General features: G+C 43.2%; 25 protein-coding genes. 23 read left to right on the forward strand and 2 right to left on the reverse strand.

Annotation, left to right across the window (positions count from 1 at the left end; all coding sequences use genetic code 11):
* Positions 1-17: 17 nt before the first annotated feature.
* From MHB69_RS02510 to MHB69_RS02520, 3 genes are all read left to right on the forward strand, one after another.
* A complete protein-coding gene (locus tag MHB69_RS02510) occupies positions 18-1,508 on the forward strand; it encodes a DEAD/DEAH box helicase (protein ID WP_061110633.1) in 1,491 nt (496 codons plus the stop codon).
* Positions 1,509-1,622: 114 nt separating this feature from the next.
* Complete coding sequence (locus MHB69_RS02515; RefSeq protein ID WP_024425383.1) at positions 1,623-2,102, forward strand: PH domain-containing protein; 480 nt, start codon at positions 1,623-1,625, stop codon at positions 2,100-2,102.
* Positions 2,092-3,588, forward strand: a complete 1,497-nt coding sequence (locus tag MHB69_RS02520; protein WP_046313966.1) for a PH domain-containing protein — start codon at positions 2,092-2,094, stop codon at positions 3,586-3,588. The genes MHB69_RS02515 and MHB69_RS02520 overlap by 11 nt, the downstream gene beginning before the upstream one ends.
* A 54-nt stretch (positions 3,589-3,642) precedes the next feature.
* On the opposite strand, the gene MHB69_RS02525 is transcribed toward MHB69_RS02520, so the two are convergent.
* Complete coding sequence (locus tag MHB69_RS02525; protein ID WP_041116754.1) at positions 3,643-4,248, reverse strand: rhomboid family intramembrane serine protease; 606 nt, start codon at positions 4,246-4,248, stop codon at positions 3,643-3,645.
* 94 nt (positions 4,249-4,342) lie between these two features.
* On the opposite strand from MHB69_RS02525, the gene acpS reads away from it, so the two are divergent.
* The 14 genes from acpS (at position 4,343) to MHB69_RS02595 (ending at position 15,343) form a co-directional block, all read left to right on the forward strand.
* Positions 4,343-4,708: a holo-ACP synthase gene (gene acpS, locus MHB69_RS02530; protein WP_041116756.1), complete on the forward strand. Its 366-nt coding sequence runs from the start codon at positions 4,343-4,345 to the stop codon at positions 4,706-4,708.
* A gap of 160 nt (positions 4,709-4,868) precedes the next feature.
* A complete protein-coding gene (locus tag MHB69_RS02535) occupies positions 4,869-5,885 on the forward strand; it encodes an outer membrane lipoprotein-sorting protein (protein WP_098677666.1) in 1,017 nt (338 codons plus the stop codon).
* A gap of 141 nt (positions 5,886-6,026) precedes the next feature.
* Positions 6,027-7,208: an alanine racemase gene (gene alr / locus MHB69_RS02540; RefSeq protein WP_098677665.1), complete on the forward strand. Its 1,182-nt coding sequence runs from the start codon at positions 6,027-6,029 to the stop codon at positions 7,206-7,208.
* A gap of 294 nt (positions 7,209-7,502) precedes the next feature.
* Entirely contained in the window at positions 7,503-7,784 is a 282-nt protein-coding gene (locus MHB69_RS02545; RefSeq protein ID WP_003214273.1) for a hypothetical protein, read from the forward strand.
* 4 nt (positions 7,785-7,788) lie between these two features.
* Positions 7,789-8,139 (forward strand): type II toxin-antitoxin system endoribonuclease NdoA, encoded by a 351-nt coding sequence (gene ndoA, locus MHB69_RS02550; RefSeq protein ID WP_024425388.1) that lies wholly within the window; start codon positions 7,789-7,791, stop codon positions 8,137-8,139.
* A 115-nt stretch (positions 8,140-8,254) separates the two neighbouring features.
* Positions 8,255-9,085, forward strand: coding sequence for an RsbT co-antagonist protein RsbRA (locus tag MHB69_RS02555; RefSeq protein ID WP_034283948.1), 831 nt, complete (start codon positions 8,255-8,257; stop codon positions 9,083-9,085).
* Between the two features lie 4 nt (positions 9,086-9,089).
* Complete coding sequence (gene rsbS, locus MHB69_RS02560) at positions 9,090-9,458, forward strand: RsbT antagonist protein RsbS (protein WP_003214235.1); 369 nt, start codon at positions 9,090-9,092, stop codon at positions 9,456-9,458.
* A 2-nt stretch (positions 9,459-9,460) separates the two neighbouring features.
* A complete protein-coding gene (locus MHB69_RS02565) occupies positions 9,461-9,862 on the forward strand; it encodes an anti-sigma regulatory factor (protein WP_024427376.1) in 402 nt (133 codons plus the stop codon).
* Between the two features lie 10 nt (positions 9,863-9,872).
* Positions 9,873-10,880: a PP2C family protein-serine/threonine phosphatase gene (locus MHB69_RS02570; protein WP_024425391.1), complete on the forward strand. Its 1,008-nt coding sequence runs from the start codon at positions 9,873-9,875 to the stop codon at positions 10,878-10,880.
* Between the two features lie 59 nt (positions 10,881-10,939).
* Entirely contained in the window at positions 10,940-11,269 is a 330-nt protein-coding gene (locus tag MHB69_RS02575) for an anti-sigma factor antagonist (RefSeq protein WP_024425392.1), read from the forward strand.
* Positions 11,266-11,754: an anti-sigma B factor RsbW gene (rsbW, locus tag MHB69_RS02580; protein ID WP_041107445.1), complete on the forward strand. Its 489-nt coding sequence runs from the start codon at positions 11,266-11,268 to the stop codon at positions 11,752-11,754. Before MHB69_RS02575 ends, rsbW begins: the two co-directional genes overlap by 4 nt.
* A complete protein-coding gene (sigB, locus tag MHB69_RS02585) occupies positions 11,720-12,508 on the forward strand; it encodes an RNA polymerase sigma factor SigB (RefSeq protein ID WP_024427378.1) in 789 nt (262 codons plus the stop codon). The genes rsbW and sigB overlap by 35 nt, the downstream gene beginning before the upstream one ends.
* Positions 12,508-13,107: a PP2C family serine/threonine-protein phosphatase gene (locus tag MHB69_RS02590; protein ID WP_034283944.1), complete on the forward strand. Its 600-nt coding sequence runs from the start codon at positions 12,508-12,510 to the stop codon at positions 13,105-13,107. The genes sigB and MHB69_RS02590 overlap by 1 nt, the downstream gene beginning before the upstream one ends.
* A 76-nt stretch (positions 13,108-13,183) precedes the next feature.
* Entirely contained in the window at positions 13,184-15,343 is a 2,160-nt protein-coding gene (locus MHB69_RS02595; RefSeq protein ID WP_098677663.1) for a Tex family protein, read from the forward strand.
* Positions 15,344-15,363: 20 nt separating this feature from the next.
* Here the strand turns inward: MHB69_RS02595 and cmpA are convergent, their stop codons facing one another.
* Entirely contained in the window at positions 15,364-15,498 is a 135-nt protein-coding gene (cmpA, locus tag MHB69_RS02600) for a cortex morphogenetic protein CmpA (protein WP_008346893.1), read from the reverse strand.
* Positions 15,499-15,597: 99 nt separating this feature from the next.
* Between cmpA and MHB69_RS02605 the strand changes: the two genes are divergently transcribed.
* From MHB69_RS02605 to MHB69_RS02630, 6 genes are all read left to right on the forward strand, one after another.
* Complete coding sequence (locus MHB69_RS02605; protein ID WP_024427381.1) at positions 15,598-16,071, forward strand: SprT family protein; 474 nt, start codon at positions 15,598-15,600, stop codon at positions 16,069-16,071.
* A 200-nt stretch (positions 16,072-16,271) separates the two neighbouring features.
* Positions 16,272-17,249 carry a thiamine pyrophosphate-dependent dehydrogenase E1 component subunit alpha gene (locus tag MHB69_RS02610; protein WP_024427382.1) on the forward strand — a complete coding sequence of 326 codons (978 nt, stop codon included), beginning with the start codon at positions 16,272-16,274 and terminating at the stop codon, positions 17,247-17,249.
* A 19-nt stretch (positions 17,250-17,268) separates the two neighbouring features.
* Entirely contained in the window at positions 17,269-18,306 is a 1,038-nt protein-coding gene (locus MHB69_RS02615) for an alpha-ketoacid dehydrogenase subunit beta (RefSeq protein WP_046313978.1), read from the forward strand.
* Positions 18,307-18,323: 17 nt separating this feature from the next.
* Positions 18,324-19,454, forward strand: a complete 1,131-nt coding sequence (locus MHB69_RS02620; protein WP_342495969.1) for a dihydrolipoamide acetyltransferase family protein — start codon at positions 18,324-18,326, stop codon at positions 19,452-19,454.
* Between the two features lie 16 nt (positions 19,455-19,470).
* On the forward strand, positions 19,471-20,850 hold the full coding sequence (gene lpdA, locus MHB69_RS02625; protein WP_342495970.1) for a dihydrolipoyl dehydrogenase: 1,380 nt from the start codon (positions 19,471-19,473) through the stop codon (positions 20,848-20,850).
* A gap of 103 nt (positions 20,851-20,953) precedes the next feature.
* Entirely contained in the window at positions 20,954-22,801 is a 1,848-nt protein-coding gene (locus tag MHB69_RS02630; RefSeq protein ID WP_342495971.1) for a sigma-54-dependent Fis family transcriptional regulator, read from the forward strand.
* Positions 22,802-22,946: the final 145 nt, after the last annotated feature.

Here is a 22,946-nt window from a genome sequence, read left to right on the forward strand (position 1 = left end):
GAAGGAGTTTGAATAATTTGACTATAACGTTTCAAGATTTTCAATTAAGCGAAAGTCTCATGAAAGCTATTAACCGCATGGGATTTGAAGAAGCAACACCGATTCAAGCGGAAACAATTCCTCTCGGTCTTCAGAATAAAGATGTCATTGGACAAGCACAAACAGGTACAGGAAAAACTGCAGCATTTGGTATTCCTCTGGTAGAAAAAATTGACCCAGCTTCTCCAAACATCCAAGCGATTATCATTGCGCCAACAAGAGAATTAGCGATTCAAGTATCTGAAGAGCTATATAAAATCGGCCAAGACAAGCGTGCGCGCGTACTTCCGATTTACGGTGGACAAGATATCGGCCGCCAAATCCGTTCGCTCAAGAAAAATCCTCATATCATCGTAGGGACTCCAGGACGTTTACTCGATCACATTAACCGTCGTACAATGCGTCTTCAAAATGTTGAAACAGTTGTGCTTGATGAAGCAGACGAAATGTTAAACATGGGTTTCATTGAAGACATTGAATCGATCCTTTCAAATGTACCAAGTGAACACCAAACACTTTTATTCTCTGCGACAATGCCTGCACCAATTAAGCGCATTGCAGAGCGTTTTATGACAAACCCAGAACACGTAAAAGTAAAAGCGAAAGAAATGACAGTCTCTAACATCCAACAGTTCTACTTGGATATTCACGAGCGTAAAAAGTTTGATACATTGACTCGTCTTCTTGACATTCAATCACCTGAGCTTTCAATTGTCTTCGGCCGTACGAAACGCCGTGTTGACGAATTGACTGAAGCACTTAACCTTAGAGGTTATACAGCTGAAGGAATTCATGGTGACCTGACTCAAGCAAAACGTATGGTTGCGCTTCGTAAATTCAAAGAAGGTTCAATCGATGTGCTTGTAGCAACAGACGTTGCAGCACGTGGACTTGATATCTCAGGCGTCACACACGTGTATAACTTTGACGTACCGCAAGATCCAGAAAGCTACGTTCACCGTATTGGACGTACTGGACGTGCTGGACGTACAGGTATGGCGATGACATTCATCACACCACGTGAAAAAGATATGCTTCGTGCGATTGAGCAAACGACTAAACGTAAAATGGATCGTATGAAAGAACCAACACTAGATGAGGCAATCGAAGGACAACAGCAAGTAACCATTGATCGTCTGCGTACAATCATCAGTGAAAACAACTTGAACTTCTACATGACAGCTGCTGCTGAATTGCTGGAAGATCATGATTCTGTGACAGTGGTTGCGGCTGCCATCAAAATGATGACAAAAGAGCCGGATGCAACGCCTGTTCGTTTGACAGATGAAGCACCAATGATTTCAAAACGCAATCGTAACAACCGCAGCTCTTCTAAACGTAGAGACGGTGGCGGCGGAGGCGGCTATCGCGGGAAAGGCCGTTCATCTTACGGTGATAAAAAGCGTTCTTCAAATGACCGCAATCGTTCTTCTAACGATCGTCGTCAAAAGAAATCTTATAACAACTAACATACAAGAGCGAATCCTTTGCAGGGTTCGCTTTTTTTAACAGGCTGAAATTGAAACTTTTTAGGCTTTGTTACGTAATATATTGATAGAAAAGTAAGAGAATGGGGGAAGAATGTGAGAAAACAGCCGCAACGTCAAATTAGTTTAAATGGTTTAAAGGTATGGCGTCTTCAAAATGGAATTATCTCATTGATTTTCTTACTCATCATCATTGGGGTATTTGTTGCCAGCTACTATTTTCAATGGCCATATTGGATTGGAGCGATCCTTTCTGGTTTATGGGTCTTACAGGTCATTTTTGGCATTTGGCTCATACCAAAAATCCGCCACCACATCTGGCGCTACGAAGTATTCGAAAATGAAATTGAAATACAGCATGGACTCATTCGCGTCACACGTGTAATTGTGCCAATGGTTCGTGTTCAGCATGTTGATACATCTCAAGGACCGCTTTTAAGGCGCTACCGTTTGGCCTCTGTTCAAATTTCGACTGCTGCCACAGTTCATGATATACCGGCGCTAGAATTAGAAGAGGCAGATGAGCTTCGTGATTACATATCTCGTTTAGCAAGGGTGACGGAAGATGATGTCTGAACCAAAACGTGTACACCCCATTTCGATGTTCATTGATTTTATATCAGATGCTGTATCCATGATCAAAAACTTCATTATCCCTTTTTTCGTGCTGATTTTTGTGAACTCGAATTCGAGCATTCGCTTTTATGCATTTATCATTCTTGGTGTGCTTCTTTTATGGAAAGCCGTTTTTACCATTTTAGAATGGAGACGATTCACTTACCGGATGGAAGACGATGAATTTCGTGTGGAATCGGGTGTGATTACGAAAAAGAAAAAATATATCTCGTTAGAACGAATTCAAACGGTCAATACAAGTGAAGGTATTTTCCAGCGGATTTTCGGTTTAGTGCGGGTTCAAATCGAAACGGCAGGCGGAACGGATGGTCCAGAAGTGAGCCTGACCGCGATTACAAAAGCAGAAGCGGAACAATTAAAGCAGTCGATTTTCAACCGGAAGAAAAGCTTGCAGGAAGAAGAAATGACGGATGAAGCAGGTGATCTGAATGGCCATTTGACTGCGCAAAAACCTATGCAGGAAGAAATCAATGTCTCCTATCGTATGGGTGTGCCAGAATTGCTTTTGGCTGCGACCACTTCAAGCGGTATCGGTGTCATTATCTCAGGGTGTCTCGCCATCTACACGCAAATAGATGAAATTCTCCCTTTGGACGGGTTCTTCAAGCAGTTCTCTTTTTTAAGCCATGCGAGCATTGAAATCTATGCGATTTTGATATTTCTTGCCGTATTGATCGCATGGATCTTGAGTGTTGGGGTAACAGCACTTCAGTATGCGAATTTTGCTGCAAAACGAAAAGGGAATGACATCATCATTACAAGAGGGCTCATCGAGAGACATCAAATGACCATTCCACTTGCGAGAATTCAAGCAGTGAAAATCAAAGAGAATATGATCCGTGAGCCTTTTGGTTTTGCGACGGTGATGCTTGTTAGTGCGGGAGGTTCGATCACAGAGAAAGAAACCTCTTCCGTCTTATTTCCGCTCATTCGGAAGAAAAAAATAAATGAATTGCTGTCACAATTCACCGATCATTATCATGTAGCACCAGAAACAGAGCTGAAAAAAGTGCCAAAACGTTCGCTCAAGCGCTACCTGATCTCATATGGCTTTGTGCCGTTACTTGTAGGTATCATCCTGTCGGTACGCTTTCCGCCATGGGGATATTTGGGACTCATTCCGTTACCGCTTGCTCTATTCTTTGGCTATTTAGCTTATAAACAATCAGGATATACAATCAAAGATTCATTGATTCAAATGACATCAAGAGGCATTGGCAAGACCACTGGCATTGTCTTGAGAAAACGAATGCAAAACTATACGATGACGCAATCTTTTTTCCAAAAGAAAGGTCGGGTCGCCAGTATTCACACCTTTGTGAAATCCTCTGCGCTGCTTGATTCCTTTGGTGTGCATCACCTTGAGGAAGAAGATGCGGCACGTGTATTTGATTGGTATTCGTATGAAAAAAATCAATCGTCTTAAACGAAAAATGTCGATCAGCTCCTGCTTGAGGAGTGATCGACATTTTTTATGAGATTAATAGCGTCTTTTTTTCGAATGGAAAAGCAGCGTAATCGGTGCTAGAATCATACCGCCGATCAATCCAAATAAGTGAGCCATGATATTGATGTTCGAATTGACGAACGTCATGATGACAGAAACAGCAAGAATCGTTAAAATCACTTGTGAATTCCCGCGGTCCATCATGTGCGGTTTAAACAGGACAAGGTATAGATAAACCCCAAACAAACCGAAGATCGCACCAGAAGCGCCAACATGTACATACTCTAAAGGCTCCACCCAATAGGTTCCGAGATTGCCAATGAATCCTGCACCGAGATAAATGATTAGAAATCGAACCTTCCCAAGCAAATGTTCAAGCGCTGGAGCGAACAAGAAAAGGGACATGGAATTGAATAAAATATGCGTGAGACTTCCGTGCAGAAAAATAGGTGTGACGAGACGCCACCATTCCCCAGCTGCTACACCATAATTGAAACCGACGAGATGATCCTGACCAAGCTGTATAATAGGGATAGGAACCGCAAATATAAGCCACAGGCCGATTTGTAAAGCAAGGATCGCTGTTACGATTGGATACGATCTAATAAATTGTTGAAAGCTCTCCGTTCGAATAAACATAACAAACCCCTTTTGACTAGATAATGGTAAGTTTATAGTAACACGTTTATGAAGCGAACACTCAAATTAGTACGAGTATCATAGGAGGTACCTCATGATCAAAGGAATAGGCATTGATATTGTAGAGATCGACCGTCTTTCGCGGGTGCTCAGCAGACAGCCCCGTTTACCGGAACGAATTTTGACTTTAAGTGAACAGGACGTCTTTCTTACACTCAGTGAAAAAAGACAGCTGGAATTTTTGGCAGGACGCTTTGCGGCAAAGGAAGCCTTCGCTAAAGCATACGGAACGGGAATCGGTCAGCATTTAAGCTTTCATGACATAGACATTCAAAAAGACGATAAGGGGAAACCCTTCATCAAAAGCGAGAAAGCAGAGGGCGATCAGGTCCATGTGTCGATAACCCATACAAAGGAATATGCTGCTGCACAAGTTTTAATTGAAAGGTTGTCAAGCTAGTCTGCATATTGTTTGTCCCCCCTTCATATATTGGGTAGTGCGATAAGGAAGGGCGAGTTGCTAACAGGCTTTGATGGTTCGCGGTACGCAGTTAACTCTTGAGGCGTACTGTTAAAGTCAAACAAGCGGTTTCTTCCTTTTAACACAATTAACGAAGGGGTTGAAAAGGGTGAGAAAAAGCTTTGTTTTGCTTGTAACGGGAATCCTTTTTGTACTGATTCTCTCCGCATGCGGTCAAAAATCTCAGAAGGATATCGTTGGAGATTTAAACAAAAAGGCAGAGGAAATGACATCATACAAAGCCAAAGCAAAAATGACCATTGAGACAGGAAATGACCCGCAGGAGTACCAGGTAGAAATTTGGTACAAAAAGCCGGAGCTTTACCGTGTCTATTTAGAAAATCCGAAAAAGGATCAGAGTCAAGTCATTTTAAGAAATGGCAATGGTGTGTTTGTGCTGACACCTTCATTGAACAAGAGCTTCCGTTTCCATAGTGATTGGCCGAATAATAGCAGTCAGGTCTATTTATTCGAATCACTTGTGAAGGACATTAAAAATGACAGTGCAGCTCAGTTCAAAGCGAAAGAGTCAAAGTATGTGTTCGAAACGAAGACCAATTATCAGCACAACCAAATGCTGCCTACCCAAGAGATTACCTTTCATAAGAAAACAATGGCGCCTGCCAGTGTAAAAGTGCTGGATAGCGACAAAAAGCCAATGGTGAAAGTGGAATTCTCTCACTTTGAATTCAATAAATCCTTTGACAAAGATGCATTTGATGAGAAGAAAAACATGACGCTCTCTCAAATGGATGTTGCCACAAGTGCAGACCCATCTGACAGCTTTGCGGTGAAAACACCAGTTGATATGCCAGAAGGCGTGAAGAAGATGGAAGAGAAAGAAATGACGACAGATGCTGGGAAGCGTTATGTAATTACGTACGGCGGCAAGAAATCCTTCACACTCATCCAGGAAAAAGCGAGAGTAGCTGAAGCATCTACGCCTGTCACGATGAACGGCGAGCCGGTCGATCTTGGTATGACAGTAGGGGTTCTGACAGATCAATCCCTCTCATGGACATCTGACGGAGTTGACTACTTAATTTCCTCAAGTGATCTATCGAAGGAAGAGCTTTTGATGGTTGCAAAGAGTGTAGAAGGCCAGTCAGCTAAATAAATGAGATTCTCAGGCAGAAAGCCTTGATAAATGAAGCATCAGCCCTGTGCAAGGGCTGATTTTCTTTGATTTGTTTCACATTATTCTTGATTTTTAGTATCATATGAGGGGATTGAATCATTCAATAGGGAAGTGTGACTGATGGACACAAATGCCTTTTATAGAGACACATGGGCAGAAATTAATTTAACAGCAATCAAGCATAATGTTTCACATATGAAAGATCATATCGGTCAAAATGTTCAACTGATGGCTGTTGTGAAAGCCAACGCATATGGACATGGAGATATAGAAGTGGCAAGAGCTGCCCTCAAAGCAGGTGCAGACTTGTTGGCTGTAGCCTTTTTAGATGAGGCCATTTCTTTAAGAAATCAAGGCATTAAAGCACCGATTCTTGTACTCGGCGCAGTACCGCCGGAGTATGTCAAAACCGCTGTTCGATACAATGTGATCATGACCGCTTACTCCACCAGGTGGCTGAGGGAAATCGTCGATATGATGAAAGGGGAGATGGGACAACCCATTCGTTTTCATTTGAAAATAGACAGCGGAATGAACCGTTTAGGTGTGAAAACGTTAGAGGAAGTGAATGAAGTAAAGAAGCTTGTCAGCGAGCATTCTTATTTACAGCTGGAAGGAGTATTTACTCACTTTGCGACAGCGGATGAAAAGGATGAGAACTATTTTGATCGTCAGGTCGACACCTTTCAAACCCTGCTTCAGCCGCTTCATACGGAAAAGCTGCTCGTTCATTGTGCCAATAGTGCAGCAGGTTTGAGGTTTAAAGAAGTGTTGTTTAATATGGTTCGCTTCGGCATCAGTATGTACGGGCTGTCACCATCAGAGGAAATCAAAGATGAACTTCCTTTCAAGCTGGAAGAAGCCATGTCTCTTCATACAAAACTCGCCCATGTGAAGCTCATTCAAAAGGGTGAGAGTGTCAGCTATGGGGCGACGTATACAGCTAATCAAGATACATGGATCGGTACGGTACCAGTCGGCTATGCAGACGGGTGGATCCGGAAGCTGGCAGGAACGGAAGTACTTGTTGGCGGTAAGCGCCGGAAGATTGCCGGAAGGATATGTATGGATCAATTCATGGTTGAACTGAAAGAGAATCTTCCAGTAGGGGAGCCAGTCGTTTTGATTGGTGGACAAGGTGAAGAAATGGTATCAGTCGATGAAATTGCCAAAAGGCTTGAAACCATTAACTATGAAGTCACTTGCTCCATTGGCCACCGCGTCCCAAGAGTTTATATAGAGGACGGCAAAAGGGTGCATGTGCGGAATCCGCTGCTTCAAAGCGGGCCAAGCTTTTTCTAAACAGCTTTCACAGGAACGATCGTCAAACTGACATCGTTCCTTTTTATTCTACAAAGAAGGGGTAAACATTCTCCCTTTTTTAGAGATTTTGGAAATACCGTATGATTTTCGGAAAAAAGCGTATAATGTGAAAGAGGAACTCCATTATCATCTTTGATTTACGGGTGAACAGCCGCTTCATGTTCTAATAAGAAATCATGAAAAAACAGCTTTGCTTGCGCATTGAATAATGGTATGATTAGTCTTGGAATGGATCGAAACGGTATCCGTAAGTTTTGTGGAGGTGTATGTTTTTTGTCTGAATCCAGCGCAACAAACGAAATGAAGATTCGACTACCGGAGGCTTTGATGTCTGAAATCGAACGAGTAGCAGAGCAGGATAAGGTAACAAGAAATGAATTGATCTACCGAGCGACAAAAACGTATATTCGTGAACGCAATATTCGACAAAATCGTGAATCGATGAGACGCGGCTACATGGAGATGGCGAAAATTAATCTGAATATCTCTTCAGAGGCACAATACGCAGAATTTGAGGCTGAGAATACAGTTGAGCGATTAGTCAGCGGGGGTTAAACATTTGATTGTTAAACGCGGTGATGTTTACTTTGCTGATTTATCTCCTGTTGTTGGCTCCGAGCAGGGCGGGGTTCGCCCAGTATTGGTGATTCAAAATGACATTGGAAATCGCTTCAGCCCGACTGCTATCGTTGCAGCCATAACAGCCCAAATACAAAAAGCGAAATTACCGACTCACGTCGAAATTGATGCAAAGCGCTACGGCTTTGAACGAGATTCTGTCATTCTCTTGGAGCAGATTCGTACAATCGATAAACAAAGATTGACAGATAAAATCACACATCTTGATGATGAGATGATGGAGAAGGTTGATGAAGCCTTACAAGTTAGTTTGGCTCTTATTGATTTTTAATATGGTGATACTTGGTTGCTCTGTTGGGAGCAACTTTTTTTGTGTTCAATTTTTATTAACGTTATAATGAAGAAAGACTAAAAGAAGTGCTGTTTATGTACGTAGGGGGTAAAACATGTCGAATCATATCGTGTTAGCTTTTGCAAGAGAGCATCGAGAGGAATTACAAAAAGAGTGGACGGACATTTTTAGACGACTCGGAGAAAAAGAAACGGACATGATGCTGAACGACAATATGTATGAAACCATCTGTTCGGAATATGTTCAATTAATCATTACATCTCTTTCAGAAGGGTATGCTGAAGATTTTGAAGAAAAAGTGCAAACTTTTGCTTTAAAAATTGTTCAAATGGGTATATCACTTAAGTTACTGGCAAATGGTCTAACAGAAATCCGTTCACATTTATATCACAAAATGAACGATGACAAAGATACAACAGAAGAAAGTCATGACCTCATCTGGCAAATTGATCGATTCATCACACCTATTCATAACGAGATCTTAAACCAGTATTCCATCTCATGGGAGAAAACAGTCAACCTTCAAAAAATCGCGCTGCAGGAACTTTCTGCCCCGCTGATCCCAGTATTTGAGCACATTACCGTCATGCCGCTTGTTGGAACAATTGACACAGAACGTGCCAAAAAAATTATGGAGAATCTGCTCAACGGTGTCGTCAAACATCGCTCACAAGTCGTCTTAATTGATATTACGGGTGTACCTGTCGTTGACACAATGGTAGCGCATCATATCATTCAAGCATCAGAGGCTGTGAGATTAGTAGGTGCGAAGTGCTTGCTTGTCGGTATTCGTCCAGAAATAGCCCAAACCATTGTGAACCTTGGAATTGATTTATCTCAAGTTACAACAAAGAATACCCTTCAAAAAGGAATTCAAACTGCTTTGGAAATGACAAATCGAAAAATTGTTTCATTGGAGGGATAACCCAGTGAGAAATCACCCGAAGATTCCAATCTTAAAACTATATAACTGTCTTCTGATTTCGATACAGTGGGAGCTTGATGATCAAACAGCTCTCCACTTTCAAGAAGACTTGCTGAATAAAATTCATGAAACAGGAGCAAACGGTGTTGTCATTGACCTCACATCCGTTGACATGATTGATTCCTTTATTGCAAAGGTATTAGGTGATGTGATCACGATGTCCAAGCTCATGGGGGCGAAAGTTGTATTAACAGGAATACAGCCGGCAGTCGCTGTGACGCTGATTGAACTTGGAATATCGCTTGAAGAAATTCAGACAGCACTAGATCTTGAACAAGGGCTTGAGACACTGAAGCGGGAATTGGGGGAATAGATATGAAAGACCAATCCTGTGTAAGAATATTGACGGAATGGGACATAGTCGCAGCAAGACAATTGGGGCGCAATGTTGCAAAAGAACTTGGATTTGGAACAGTTGACCAAGCAAGAATTACGACGGCCATTTCAGAATTAGCTCGAAACATCTATTTATACGCTGGTAAAGGTCAGATTTGTATAGAAGAAGTGATGGAGCGCGGAAAGCGTGGACTCAAAGTCATCGCAGCCGATGAGGGGCCGGGTATCATGGATATACGTAAAGTAATGGAAGACGGATTTTCAACATCAGGCGGACTCGGAGCAGGTCTTCCGGGCGTCAGACGGCTGATGGATGAATTTAAATTAGATTCTGCACCAGAACAAGGAACGGAGATACAAGCTGTTAAGTGGCTTCGCTAGGAGGGAAACCATGGATTTTAAGGAGGTAATGGAGCAGCGGTACCATCAGCTGCTCAGTCGTTATATCAGTGATTTAACTGAAACATCGCTTTATCAAGCTCAAAAATTTAGCCGTAAAACCATTGAGCATCAAATACCTCCTGAAGAAATAGTGAGTGTTCACCGAAAAGTGATTCAGGAGCTTTACCCTGATTTGCCGGAAGATGTTTTTCATTCACTAGACTTCTTAATTGAAGTCATGATTGGGTACGGACTTGCCTACCAAGAACATTTAACACTCAGAGGCATCCAGCAAGAAATAAAATCTGAAATTGAAATTGCTGCAAATGTTCAGCAAACCCTTCTGGAAACGAAAATTCCAGAAGGAGATACCTTTGATATTGGTGCAATTAGTGTACCGGCAAAACAGATGAGTGGAGATTATTACCACTTTGTGACGGATCACGATACAATCAATATCGCGATCGCAGATGTCATTGGAAAGGGAATCCCGGCTGCGCTCTGTATGTCGATGATTAAATATGCGATGGATTCCTTGCCAGAGTCAGGGAGCGGCCCAACAAAGGTGCTGAAAACCCTGAATCGTGTTGTCGAGCAAAACGTAGACCCAAGTATGTTTATCACGATGTTCTATGGCAGCTATAATAAAGAAACGCATGAGTTTAAATACGCATCGGCTGGTCATGAGCCGGGCTTTTTCTATTGCAAAAAAGAGAACACATTTTACGATTTAGATGCAAAAGGGCTTGTCCTTGGGATCGCACCAGACTTTGACTACAGACAGTACGAGAAGCATTTGGACGCAGGAGACATGGTGATCTTATTCTCTGATGGGGTCACAGAATCCAAGTCAGAGGATGGTTTCTTAGAGCGGGAGGACATCAAAACACTCATATCAGAGCACCTATCCTACTCAGCTCAAGAAATGGTGGATGCCATCTACGCCAGCTTACTCAAACTGCAGGATTTTCAGCTGCACGATGACTTTACTTTACTTGTTCTCAAAAGAAAGGTTTAGAAAGTGAACATGCGGGTATATAAAACTTTAGGAAACAAGAATTTCGAGGTGAATGCATAATGAATATGTCTGTAAAAGAGCATCAAATAGATCAAAAAACGAAAATCAGTGTCAGCGGAGAAATTGATGTGTACTCCGCTCCTGAGCTAAGAGAAACGCTCATGCCTAAAGCTGAGGCGGGAGAGCATCTTGAAATCTGTCTAAAGGATGTTACGTATATGGATAGTACAGGTTTAGGTGTATTCGTTGGGCTGTTTAAAGCGGCTCAAAAAGCAGGTGGCACATTAAAGCTTGAGAACTTGTCAGAACGGCTTGTAAGGTTGTTTGAAATCACTGGATTAAAGGACATCATTGACATTTCTGCAAAGTCAGAGGGTGGGGTACAATGAACGAATCAGTAGATCGAATCGAGATGAAAATACCGGCAAAACCAGAATATGTAGGCATCATTCGTTTGACTCTGTCAGGCGTAGCGAGCCGGATGGGCTATGCCTATGAAGAGATTGAGGACTTAAAAATTGCCGTCAGTGAGGCCTGTACAAATGCAGTTCAGCATGCCTATAAAGGTGAAGACGGCGAAGATGGAGAGGTGGCTGTTCGCTTTCTTGTCTACGAGGATCGTCTAGAAATCATTGTCGCTGACAAAGGCGGTAGCTTTGACTTTAAGCAAAAACAGGAAGACCTGGGACCGTACACATCTGCTCATACGGTGGATCAATTGGCAGAAGGAGGTCTTGGTTTATACTTAATGCAAACATTGATGGATGAAGTCGAGGTGCAAGCAAACTCCGGAGTTACCGTGGCGATGACAAAGTTTTTAAACAGGGAGCGAGTTGACCATGACACAACCATCCAAAACTATGAAACTAACTAAAGATGAAGTAGACCGCCTCATCCAAAGCTATCAAACCAATCAAGACGAGCAGGCGCAGCTCACGCTGGTCGAATGCTATACAAACTTGGTTGATATGCTGGCGAAAAAATATTCTAAAGGAAAAAGCTTTCATGAGGACCTCAGACAAGTTGGCATGATTGGTTTACTTGGCGCCATTAAACGATACGACCCGCTCGTCGGTAAATCATTTGAAGCCTTTGCCATTCCAACCATCATCGGGGAAATCAAACGCTTTTTACGAGATAAGACATGGAGTGTCCATGTACCAAGGCGGATTAAAGAGCTTGGACCAAGAATCAAAATGGCAGTTGATCATTTGACAACAGAGACACAGAAATCACCTAAAGTCCAAGAAATTGCAGAATACTTAGATGTAACAGAAGAAGAAGTACTTGAAACCATGGAGATGGGCAAAAGCTATCAAGCGCTGTCTGTTGACCAAGGCGTAGAGGCTGATTCTGAAGGAAGTACTGTGACGATTTTAGACGTTGTCGGCTCACAGGAAGAGGGCTACGAACGTGTGAATCAAAAAATGATGCTTGAGAGTGTGCTTCATGTGCTGTCGGATAGAGAAAAAGAGATTATCAATCTGACTTACTTGCAAAATAAGAGTCAGAAAGAGACAGGCGATTTACTTGGCATATCTCAAATGCATGTATCGAGACTTCAGCGGAAGGCAGTGAAAAAACTGCGAGATGCATTATCAGAAGATGCGTCTATGGAGCTAGGGTAATGAAACAGATTGAACAGCATGAGCATGTAAACGCCATTATCTATCAATCGAATAAAGAAGGAAAACCATGCTGCGGGGACAGTTTTTTTATTAAAGCAGATGATGAAGAACTAATTTGTGCTGTAGCAGACGGATTGGGCAGCGGCCAGTACGCCAATGAATCATCTTCTTTAGTCAGCGAAATTGTCGAAGAATATGGACATGAGGATGTGGCGGCCCTCATCGACAGATGCAATCAGGCTATGAAAAATAAACGCGGGGCCACTGTGGCCATATTAAAGGTGAATTTTTCCCAGCAGCAATTTACCTATTGTTCGGTTGGCAATATTCGGTTTATCTTGAATGCACCTTCTGGCGACTATATTTATCCACTTCCGACATCAGGATACTTATCAGGGAAACCTAGAAAATATAAAACATACACCTATTCCTACGAAAAAGGATCGATATTCATTATGTATTCAGACGGACTGAATGTGCCAAACATGCGCATGTGTTTAAAGCATGGACATTCAGTTGAAGACATCGCCAAACAGCTTGAAACATACACACAAGACAAAAAGGACGATCTCACCTATGTACTTGGTCAGCTCACGTAAAATAGCTGACCTTTTTTCTGTTTTGCCGGTTTTTTTGATACACTAAAAGAGAAGACACAGTGAGAGGATGCAAAGTATGAAGACATCTGACTTTTTATTGAAACAAATTGCGACAGAATTAAAGCTTTCAACAAAACAAATTGAAAGTGTGATCAAGCTCTTAGAGGATGGCAACACCGTCCCGTTTATTGCCCGTTATCGGAAAGAGCAGACAGGCTCACTGGATGAGGTGCAAATTCAAACCATTTCAGAGCGCTATACATATATCCAAAATGTCACGAACCGAAAAGAAGAAGTCATTCGCTTAATTGCTGAACAAGACAAACTAACCGATGAATTAAAACAGAAAATTGAGCAGGCTCATAAACTGCAAGAGGTCGAAGATTTATACAGGCCATTCAAACAAAAGCGCAAAACAAAGGCGAATGTAGCCAAAGCAAAAGGGCTGGAGCCGCTGGCGGAATATTTACTCACGCTGCCAAGCGACCAGGTCGGGAAGAAAGCAGCTGCTTTTATTAACGAAGAAAAAGAAGTAACAAATGTAGAAGAGGCACTTGAGGGTGCGCAGCACATCATTGCTGAACAGCTCGCAGATGATCCCGATATGCGAAAATGGATTCGCAGTGAAACGTACCAAAAGGGCAGTCTGGTCACATCAGGAAAAGACGTCGAAAGCGATGAGAAAAACGTCTATGAAATGTATTACGATTATCAAGAGCCAATCAAAAAGATTGTTCCGCACCGTGTACTAGCGGTCAACCGCGGGGAGAAAGAGGGCATTTTAAAGGCAGCCATCGAACCACCTGCTGAAAATATTCGCTTCTATCTCGACAAACAAGTTCTAAAAGGCAGACAGACAACGGTGAGACCGTTTATTGAAGCGGCAATCGATGATGCGTATAAACGTCTCATTCAGCCTTCCATCGAACGAGAAATAAGAAAAGAGCTGACAGAAAAAGCAGAGGAACAAGCGATTCATATTTTTGCTGAAAACTTAAGAAAACTGCTGCTTCAGCCGCCGATGAAAGGGAAGCGTGTACTTGGAGTCGACCCCGCATTTCGGACAGGCTGTAAATTAGCTGTCGTGGATGATACAGGCAAAGTCCATCATATTGGCGTCATTTACCCGCATCCGCCCGTGCAGAAAAAAGCGGAAGCGAAACAAAAAGTCAAAGAGATCATTCAATCATCAAACATCGAAGTCATTGCGATTGGAAACGGAACAGCCTCAAGAGAGACAGAACAATTCATTGCAGACTTGATTCAAGAGCTGGATCAGCCGGTGTCTTATTTGATCGTGAATGAAGCTGGAGCAAGTGTTTACTCCGCGTCAGCGCTGGCACGAGAAGAGTTTCCAGATCTGCAAGTCGAAGAACGAAGCGCCATCTCAATCGCTAGAAGATTACAAGATCCTTTAGCAGAGCTCGTGAAAATTGATCCGAAGTCTGTCGGTGTGGGCCAATACCAGCATGACGTGAGTCAAAAGCAATTAAACAGCTCGTTAACCTTCGTTGTTGAGACAGTCGTCAACCAAGTCGGTGTGAACGTCAATACAGCCTCACAGGCGCTGCTGCAATACGTATCAGGCCTTTCAAAAGCCGTCGCAGGGAATATCATCAAGCGTCGCGAAGAGATTGGGAGATTCACAAGCAGAAAAGAATTGAAGGATATTCCAAGGCTCGGTGCTAAGACATATGAGCAGTGTATCGGTTTCCTTCGCATTACAGATGGACAAGACCCGCTTGATCGTACAGGTATTCACCCTGAGAGCTATAAAGAAACAAAACAGTTTTTACGCATGATCAACATGACGCCAGACGATCTTGGCACAGAGCAGTTAAAAGAGAAGATTGCTGAAGTTAAACTGGACGAAGCAGCCCAGCAGCTTGACATTGGGACCATTACACTTCGAGATATCATTGATCAGCTGACTAGACCTGAGCGTGATCCGCGGGATGAAGTGCCAAAACCGCTGCTCAAAACAGATGTGTTGAAATTGGAAGACTTGAAGCAAGGAATGGAGCTGCAAGGAACGGTGAGAAACGTTGTAGACTTCGGTGCATTCGTTGATATTGGCGTAAAGCAGGATGGGCTTGTGCATATTTCCAAGCTAAGCAACCGTTTTGTGAAGCATCCGCTTGATGTTGTATCAGTTGGTGACATTGTGACCGTATGGGTGGACTCCGTTGACCAGGCAAAAGGCCGCGTTGCCCTCACCATGCTGAAACCAGAGTAAACAAAAAAACGAGGCGCACCTTAGGATGGGGTGTGCCTTGATGTGACTGAATGTTTTTTTCTATAGAAGTACCAGCATTGATTCAGCAATTTGATTTGATAATGATTTTTCTCATAAAATGCCTTCTGCATCTGATTTTTCAGCCAGTTGGGCATCGCCCATTCCTCCTTTGATCGAAACAGTGGATGTACCTTCAATGTATGCTTAGGGGAAATTGTCCCGTTCGAGGTTTTTATAGAAAGGAACGATCTTGATTGAACGAGAGAGAATTACAGCAGTTAACAGAGCACATTTCCCAGCAGTTCTTTGGCAAGACATTCCGCCATCAGGCTGTTTTTAATGACCGGTTAAAAACGACAGGCGGGCGATATTTACTTGGTACACACAACATTGAACTAAACCGCCGATACCTAGAGGAGCATGGACGAGAAGAATTAATCGGAATCATCAAGCATGAGCTGTGTCATTATCATCTGCATCTTGAAGGAAAGGGCTATCAGCATCGCGACCGTGATTTTAAAGCGTTATTAAAGCAAGTAGGAGCCCCGCGTTTTTGTACACCGCTAAAGACCGTACAAAATAAGCGCCGTGCGGGGAAACGCCATGAATATATTTGCACAGGATGCGGCCGGTCTTTTATAAGGAAAAGACGGTTTGATACCTCTCGTTATGTATGCGGCGTCTGCAAAGGAAAATTAAAGTGGCTGCGCACAATCGATTCATTGTGATAAGCATTCCTCTACGGGGATGCTTTTTTTTGTTCCAATTGATGTGTGGACATATTGAGACAAAAAGAGACGCATGTCTCATTTTGTCTCTTTTTTCATCGGTGTGATTCAGACAAAGCCTAAGTGTTTATGCGTCGTCATGTTGGCACGATTTTTGCTTGTATAGAAGTGCAAGCAAAAAAGATAGGAGGTTTTACTAAATGGAAATGGCATTGAGTAAAGAAAAAGCCGTATGGATGTATCAAAAGATGCAGGAAATCCGCCAATTTGAAGACCGGGTGCACACGCTTTTTACAAAAGGAATTTTGCCGGGGTTTGTCCATCTTTATGCTGGCGAAGAAGCTGTTGCCGTAGGAATCTGTGCTCATCTGAATGAAAAAGACAGTATTACAAGTACACACCGGGGCCATGGCCACTGTATAGCGAAAGGCTGTGATCTAAAAGGAATGATGGCAGAAATCTATGGGAAAGCCACAGGTCTCTGTAAAGGCAAAGGCGGATCCATGCACATTGCAGATTTTGATAAAGGAATGCTCGGTGCCAACGGAATTGTTGGAGGCGGCTTTCCTCTTGCGTGCGGGGCAGCCCTCACCGCTAAATATAAAAAGACAGAAAATGTAAGCGTTTGCTTTTTTGGGGATGGTGCAAACAATCAAGGGACTTTCCACGAAGGAATCAATCTCGCGGCCATCTGGAAACTGCCCGTCATTTTCATTGCAGAAAACAATGGGTACGGGGAAGCGACACCATTTTCTTATGCTTCAAGCTGCAAATCAATCGTGGATCGAGCGGCCGGTTATGACATTCCTGGGATTCAAGTAGATGGAAAAGATGTGATGGCCGTTTATCAAGCCGCAGAACAAGCAATTGAACGAGCAAAAAATGGAGAAGGTCCGACATTAATTGAATGCATGACATATCGAAATTATGGCCATTTCGAAGGAGATGCCCAGCGTTATAAAACCAATCAAGAAAAAACAGAACACCAAGAAGAGAGAGATGCGATCGCTCTTTTTAAAAATGAATTGATCAAGCAGCAGCTGCTGACGAATGGGGAGCTATCAAAGATTGAAGCGGCTGTAGCAGAAGCGATAGATGAAGCCGTTACATTCAGTGAAGAAAGTGAATATCCAGATCAGACCGAATTATTGACCGACGTGTATGTTTCGTATCAATAAATCAAAGGGGGAGAGGAAAATGACAAGAGAAATCAGCATGTCTAGTGCATTAAATGAAGCGATTAAACTTGCCATGAGAAGAGACGAGGATGTCATTTTAATGGGGGAAGATGTTGCTGGAGGTGCTCATGTCGATCACTTACAGGATGATGAAGCATGGGGCGGTGTGCTTGGTGTAACGAAAGGAATCGTTCAGGAGTTTGGACGTGAGCGAGTTCTTGACACACCGATTAGTGAAGCTGGCTATGTAGGTGCGGCCATGGCAGCAGCTTCCACAGGGTTAAGGCCAATTGCAGAACTCATGTTTAATGATTTTATCGGCACCTGTCTGGATCAAGTGCTGAATCAAGGAGCAAAATTCCGATATATGTTTGGCGGAAAAGCAGAGGTGCCGATCACGATCAGAACGACACATGGGGCGGGTTTTAGAGCAGCTGCTCAGCATTCGCAAAGCTTGTATGCGCTATTTACAAGCATCCCTGGATTGAAAGTAGTGGTGCCTTCTTCACCATACGATGCCAAAGGATTGCTGCTGGCAGCCATCGAGGATCAGGACCCTGTCATCTTTTTTGAAGATAAAACGCTTTACAATATCACAGGAGATGTTCCAGAGCGATACTACACGCTGCCGCTTGGTAAAGCAGAGGTGAAAAGAGAAGGCTCAGATGTGACCATTTTTGCGGTAGGCAAACAAGTTCATACAGCACTCGAAGCGGCAGAGCAATTAGCTACACGTGGAATTGAAGCAGAGGTCATTGATCCAAGAAGCTTGTCGCCGCTCGATGAAGAAGCCATTCTAACTTCAGTAGAAAAAACAAATCGGCTTGTCATTGTAGATGAAGCAAATCCAAGGTGCGGAATTGCCGCAGATATTTCTTCTCTGGTTGCGGATAAAGGATTCGATTTACTTGACGCTCCAATCAAAAAAGTGACGGCTCCTCATACACCGGTTCCGTTTTCACCACCGCTTGAAGATATCTATTTGCCGACACCTGATAAGGTTGTGAACACCGTATTAGAGATGGTTGGAAAGAGTCATGACAAGATCTTGAACTAAAGAAAGGAGAGAGGGAGATGGCTGTCGAGGTTGTGATGCCGAAATTGGGCATGTCAATGAAAGAAGGAACGGTATCTGTCTGGAATAAAGAGGTCGGAGAAACCGTAAATAAAGGGGAAAGCATTGCAAGCATCAACTCTGAAAAAATTGAAATGGAGATCGAATCACCTGCAGAAGGAACCATATTGGATATAAAAGTGCCTGAGGGAGAAGGTGTACCGCCTGGCACGGTCATCTGCTATATCGGTGAAGGAAATGAACAGGTCGAGGAAAAGAAAGAAAAAGACCTGCTGCCAAAACAAAAGAAAGTGAGAAAGAAAATCTCCCCTGTGGCACGTAAGATTGCTCAAAGCGCTAATCTGGATATTCATACTTTAGTGGGAACAGGGCCAGATGGGAGAATCACGAAAGCGGATGTGCTTCGGGCACTTCCTGATGAAAAAGAAAACCAACAAAATGAACCAAAGCATCAGCCAGTCAGCATGATGCGGAAAACCATTGCCTCGCGAATGATGGAAAGCCTGCAAACAAGTGCACAATTAACAATAACGATGAAAGCGGATGTGACAAAGCTGACAGCATTACAGTCTGAGTTGAACGAAACAGCCGCAGCACGACACGATATGAAATTAACCATGACCGATTTTGTAGCCAAAGCAGTGATTCTTTCCCTGCTAGAGCATCCTGCAATGAACAGTCAATATCAGAATGATAGAGTCGAAACTTTTGAGTATGTTCATCTTGGAATCGCTGCTGCTTTAGATCACGGTCTGGCAGTGCCTGTTATTCGGCATGCGGAAAAGCTTTCACTTATTGAGCTGGCGAAGAGCATCAAATCGTATGGCAAAAAAGCACGTGAAGGCAGACTTCTTCACGATGAAATTGAAGGCTCTACCTTTACAATCACTAACCTAGGCGCCTATGGTGTGGAACATTTTACACCGATTTTAAATCCGCCGGAAGCAGGTATTCTTGGCGTTGGCAAAGCGGATCACATGCCTGTTTATCATGGGAATGAATTATGTAAAGGGACGATCCTGCCACTCAGTCTGACATTTGACCATCGCGTGCTGGACGGAGCGCCGGCATCACAATTTATATCAACTGTTAAAGCCTATTTAGAAAATCCAGTATCCATTCTTTTATAGGAAGAAGGTGAAATGAATGACGCTTGTCATTATAGGAGGCGGGCCAGCAGGATATGTGGCGGCAATAACAGCCGCCCGTTTTGACAGAGAGGTTGTATTAATCGACCAAGGCCTGTTAGGAGGTACCTGCCTGAATGAAGGCTGTATTCCAACGAAAGCACTTTTGCAAAGCGCTGATATGTACGAACATGTGAAATCAGCTGGACATTTTGGAATTGAGCTTTCAGAAAAGGAGCCTGTTATTCATTGGGATGCCGTTCAAAAGCGGAAGCGGTCAGTCGTCAAGCAGCTGACTGATGGCGTTCGTTATTTGATGAATAAAAACAAAATCAGCGTGTTAAATGGGAAAGCATCATTTCTTTCAGCTCATGAGCTATTGATAGAAAGTGAAGGGAAATCTGAAATCATTCAAGCCAAACAATTCATTATTGCTACGGGATCAGAACCTGCTGCTTTACCTTTCGCCCCATTTGATAGAGAGTGGATCATTGATAGTAAGGATGCCATGACGCTCCCTTCAATACCAGATTCGCTTTGTATCATTGGTGGAGGGGTGATCGGCTGTGAGTTTGCAAGCATCTTTAGCAGAATGGGATCAAAGGTTGTCATGGTGGAACAGACAGCACACATTTTACCTGAAGAAGATCACGATACAGCTAACTGTCTTCACGATCAGCTTCAAAAAGCAGGTGTAGAGATTTTGACATCAGCAGCAGTCAAACAGCTTGATGCAAGCTCAAAAAAAGTGGCCGTTGAGAAGGTTCATGGGGAGCGCTGTGACATCCAGTCTGATCATTGTTTAGTCGCCATTGGCAGAAAGCCGAGGCTGGAAGAGCTGAATCTTGAGCAGATCGGCATTGAATTTGACAGGAACGGCATCTGCGTGAATGAGCATATGCAAACCAATCTCCCGCATATCTATGCGTGCGGTGATGTGACAGGCGGCGTTCAGCTTGCTCATGCTGCTTTTCATGAAGGAACGATTGCGGCATCACATGCATCAGGGGAAGATGTAAAGGTCAATGAACACGTGATTCCAAGGTGCATCTACACGTCTCCAGAAATCGCTAGTGTCGGTTTAAATGAAGAGAATGCTAGAAAACAATATGGGGAGATTCGGATAGGGAAATTTGCATTCTCTGCAAATGGAAAAGCACTAATTTTAAATCAGCCAGCTGGTCAAGTAAAGGTCATTGTCGAACCGCAATATCAAGAAATTTTAGGTGTATCCATCATCGGACCGAATGCCACAGAACTGATTGGACAAGCGGCGGTGATGATGCATACAGAGTTGACAGCTGATACATTAGAGCAGTTTATTGCGGCACATCCGACACTCTCTGAGGCGATACACGAAGCCTTGCTGCAAACAAATGGACGAGCGGTGCACTGCTGATAGAGAAACCTTCTATCCGATTGACTTCCTGGGTCAGCCAATAATTGAAAGCGCTTTTATAATTATCTATAATGGATAAAAAGCCCCCAGAGGAGAGGATGGAATGAATCCGACGCCTTGTTATTTAAATACTTGGAAACGTTTTGTTCATGAAGGTTTGCTTGATAGATCTCGTCTGGATAAGAGAGTGATGGAGTCATGGCACAGATGTAAACAGGCAAATGTGAACCCGTATTTAGATAAAGGACAGTCGTTTTTAGAAAAGGAATTATTCAGTGTTCAAAAAAAGAAGTACTCACTATTTCTAAATGCCGCTCTTCCTTACTTAAATAAAATCAGTCAGCAATTAAAAGAATCTGACATGATGGCTTTACTCATCGATGCAGATGGTTATGTGCTAAGTCTGACAGGAAGCCAAAGGACGCTGGTAGAAGCGAAAAAAATAAATTTTATGGAGGGCGCGCGCTGGACCGAAGCCGATGTGGGGACGAACGCTATTGGAACGGCACTGGTCATTGGGGAAGCTGTAGCGATCAACGGAACTGAGCATTTTTCAGTCGCTTCCCACCATTGGAGTTGTTCAGCGGCCCCTATTCGTGATGCAGACGGCACGATCATAGGAGTCATTGATATCTCCTGTATGGCGGATCAAAGGCATCCTTTTATGCTTGGAATGGCTTCAACAGTTGCATATGCCATAGAGAGAGAAATTCAGGTCCAGCAAAAAAGAAAAGAGATGGAGCTGATCAGTCATTGTCTCCAGCAGGTAGAAGCGGACGAGCCGTATGTTGTCTGTAATGAGAAAAAGCAGATTGTTTTGGCAAGTAAGCCGATTAGAGACCGATTTTCAGACTGGTACGGAATGGATGTTGAGCTGCTCATGGACGATACATTTGTTACACGAGACAAGCAGATCATTCAGTCAGAGCAGGACGGAAAGATGCTTGGGATGTCTTTTTCGTTTGAAGAAGCAGCGAAGAGCAATATAACCGTTTCTTTTGCTCAATTTCCCGGGGAATCTGGAACAAGTACGGTATTTCAACAGACGCTCAGCAAAATAAAACGAGCAGCACAAACAGATGCAAATGTCTATATTTGGGGAGAAACAGGTACAGGGAAAGAACTGGCCGCTCGAGCGATTCACTTAGCTAGTGAAAGACATGAAGGACCGTTTATTGCCGTTAATTGTGGAGCCATACCTGAAAGCCTGTTAGAAAGCGAACTATTTGGTTATGCTGAAGGGGCTTTTACAGGGGCAAAACGTCATGGAGCAAAGGGGAAGTTTGAACAGGCGCAAAAAGGAACGCTCTTTTTAGACGAAATTGGCGAAATCCCTTATGCGATGCAAGTGGCGCTTCTTAGGGTCATTGAAGAAAGGAAAGTCGTACCGCTCGGCGGGACACACGAAATCCCTTTGGATATTAGAATCATTACAGCGACACACCGGAATATGAACGAACTGCTGAAGGAAGGAAAAATACGTGAAGATTTGTATTACCGTCTTCATGTTTATCCAATCAACATCCCGCCGCTTAGGGAAAGAAAAGAAGACATTGTTGATTTATATCGTTACTACCAAAAGAAACACCAATGGAATGCGACATTTCCTGAATCTTTTTTTCGTAAGCTAGAAGCGTACCATTGGCCTGGAAACATACGAGAGCTTTTTAATCTGTTTGAACATATAAGGGTACTGTTTCCTAGAGGAGGATGGATTGGTGAATCGCAATATGCGGCGGTATTAGAGGCGATGGATCAGGAAAAGCAGAAGCTGCATCTACCAGAGTATACCGAGAATCCAAAAGAACTCACGTTTAGGGAACGCATTCAAAAGCAAACAGTGATAGACGCACTGCACAAAACGAAAGGTCATGTGACAGAAGCAGCGAGGCTGGCAGAGGTGCCAAGAAGCACCTTTTATAAGTGGATGCGGAAGTATAAGCTGTCATGAACCCATAGGGAGCGGAGCAGCAAGGAGGCCTTGGTCTTTAGTTAGAGGTCGGGGTCTTTCTGTCGTGTCTAAACAGAAAACAAAAAGGAAGGAAGAAAGGCTTGACTGTTATATTAGTATATGTTAAATTATAAAAGCCGTCGCT

The organism is Bacillus sp. FSL K6-0994, from assembly GCF_038630815.1.
Classification (GTDB): domain Bacteria; phylum Bacillota; class Bacilli; order Bacillales; family Bacillaceae; genus Bacillus; species Bacillus safensis.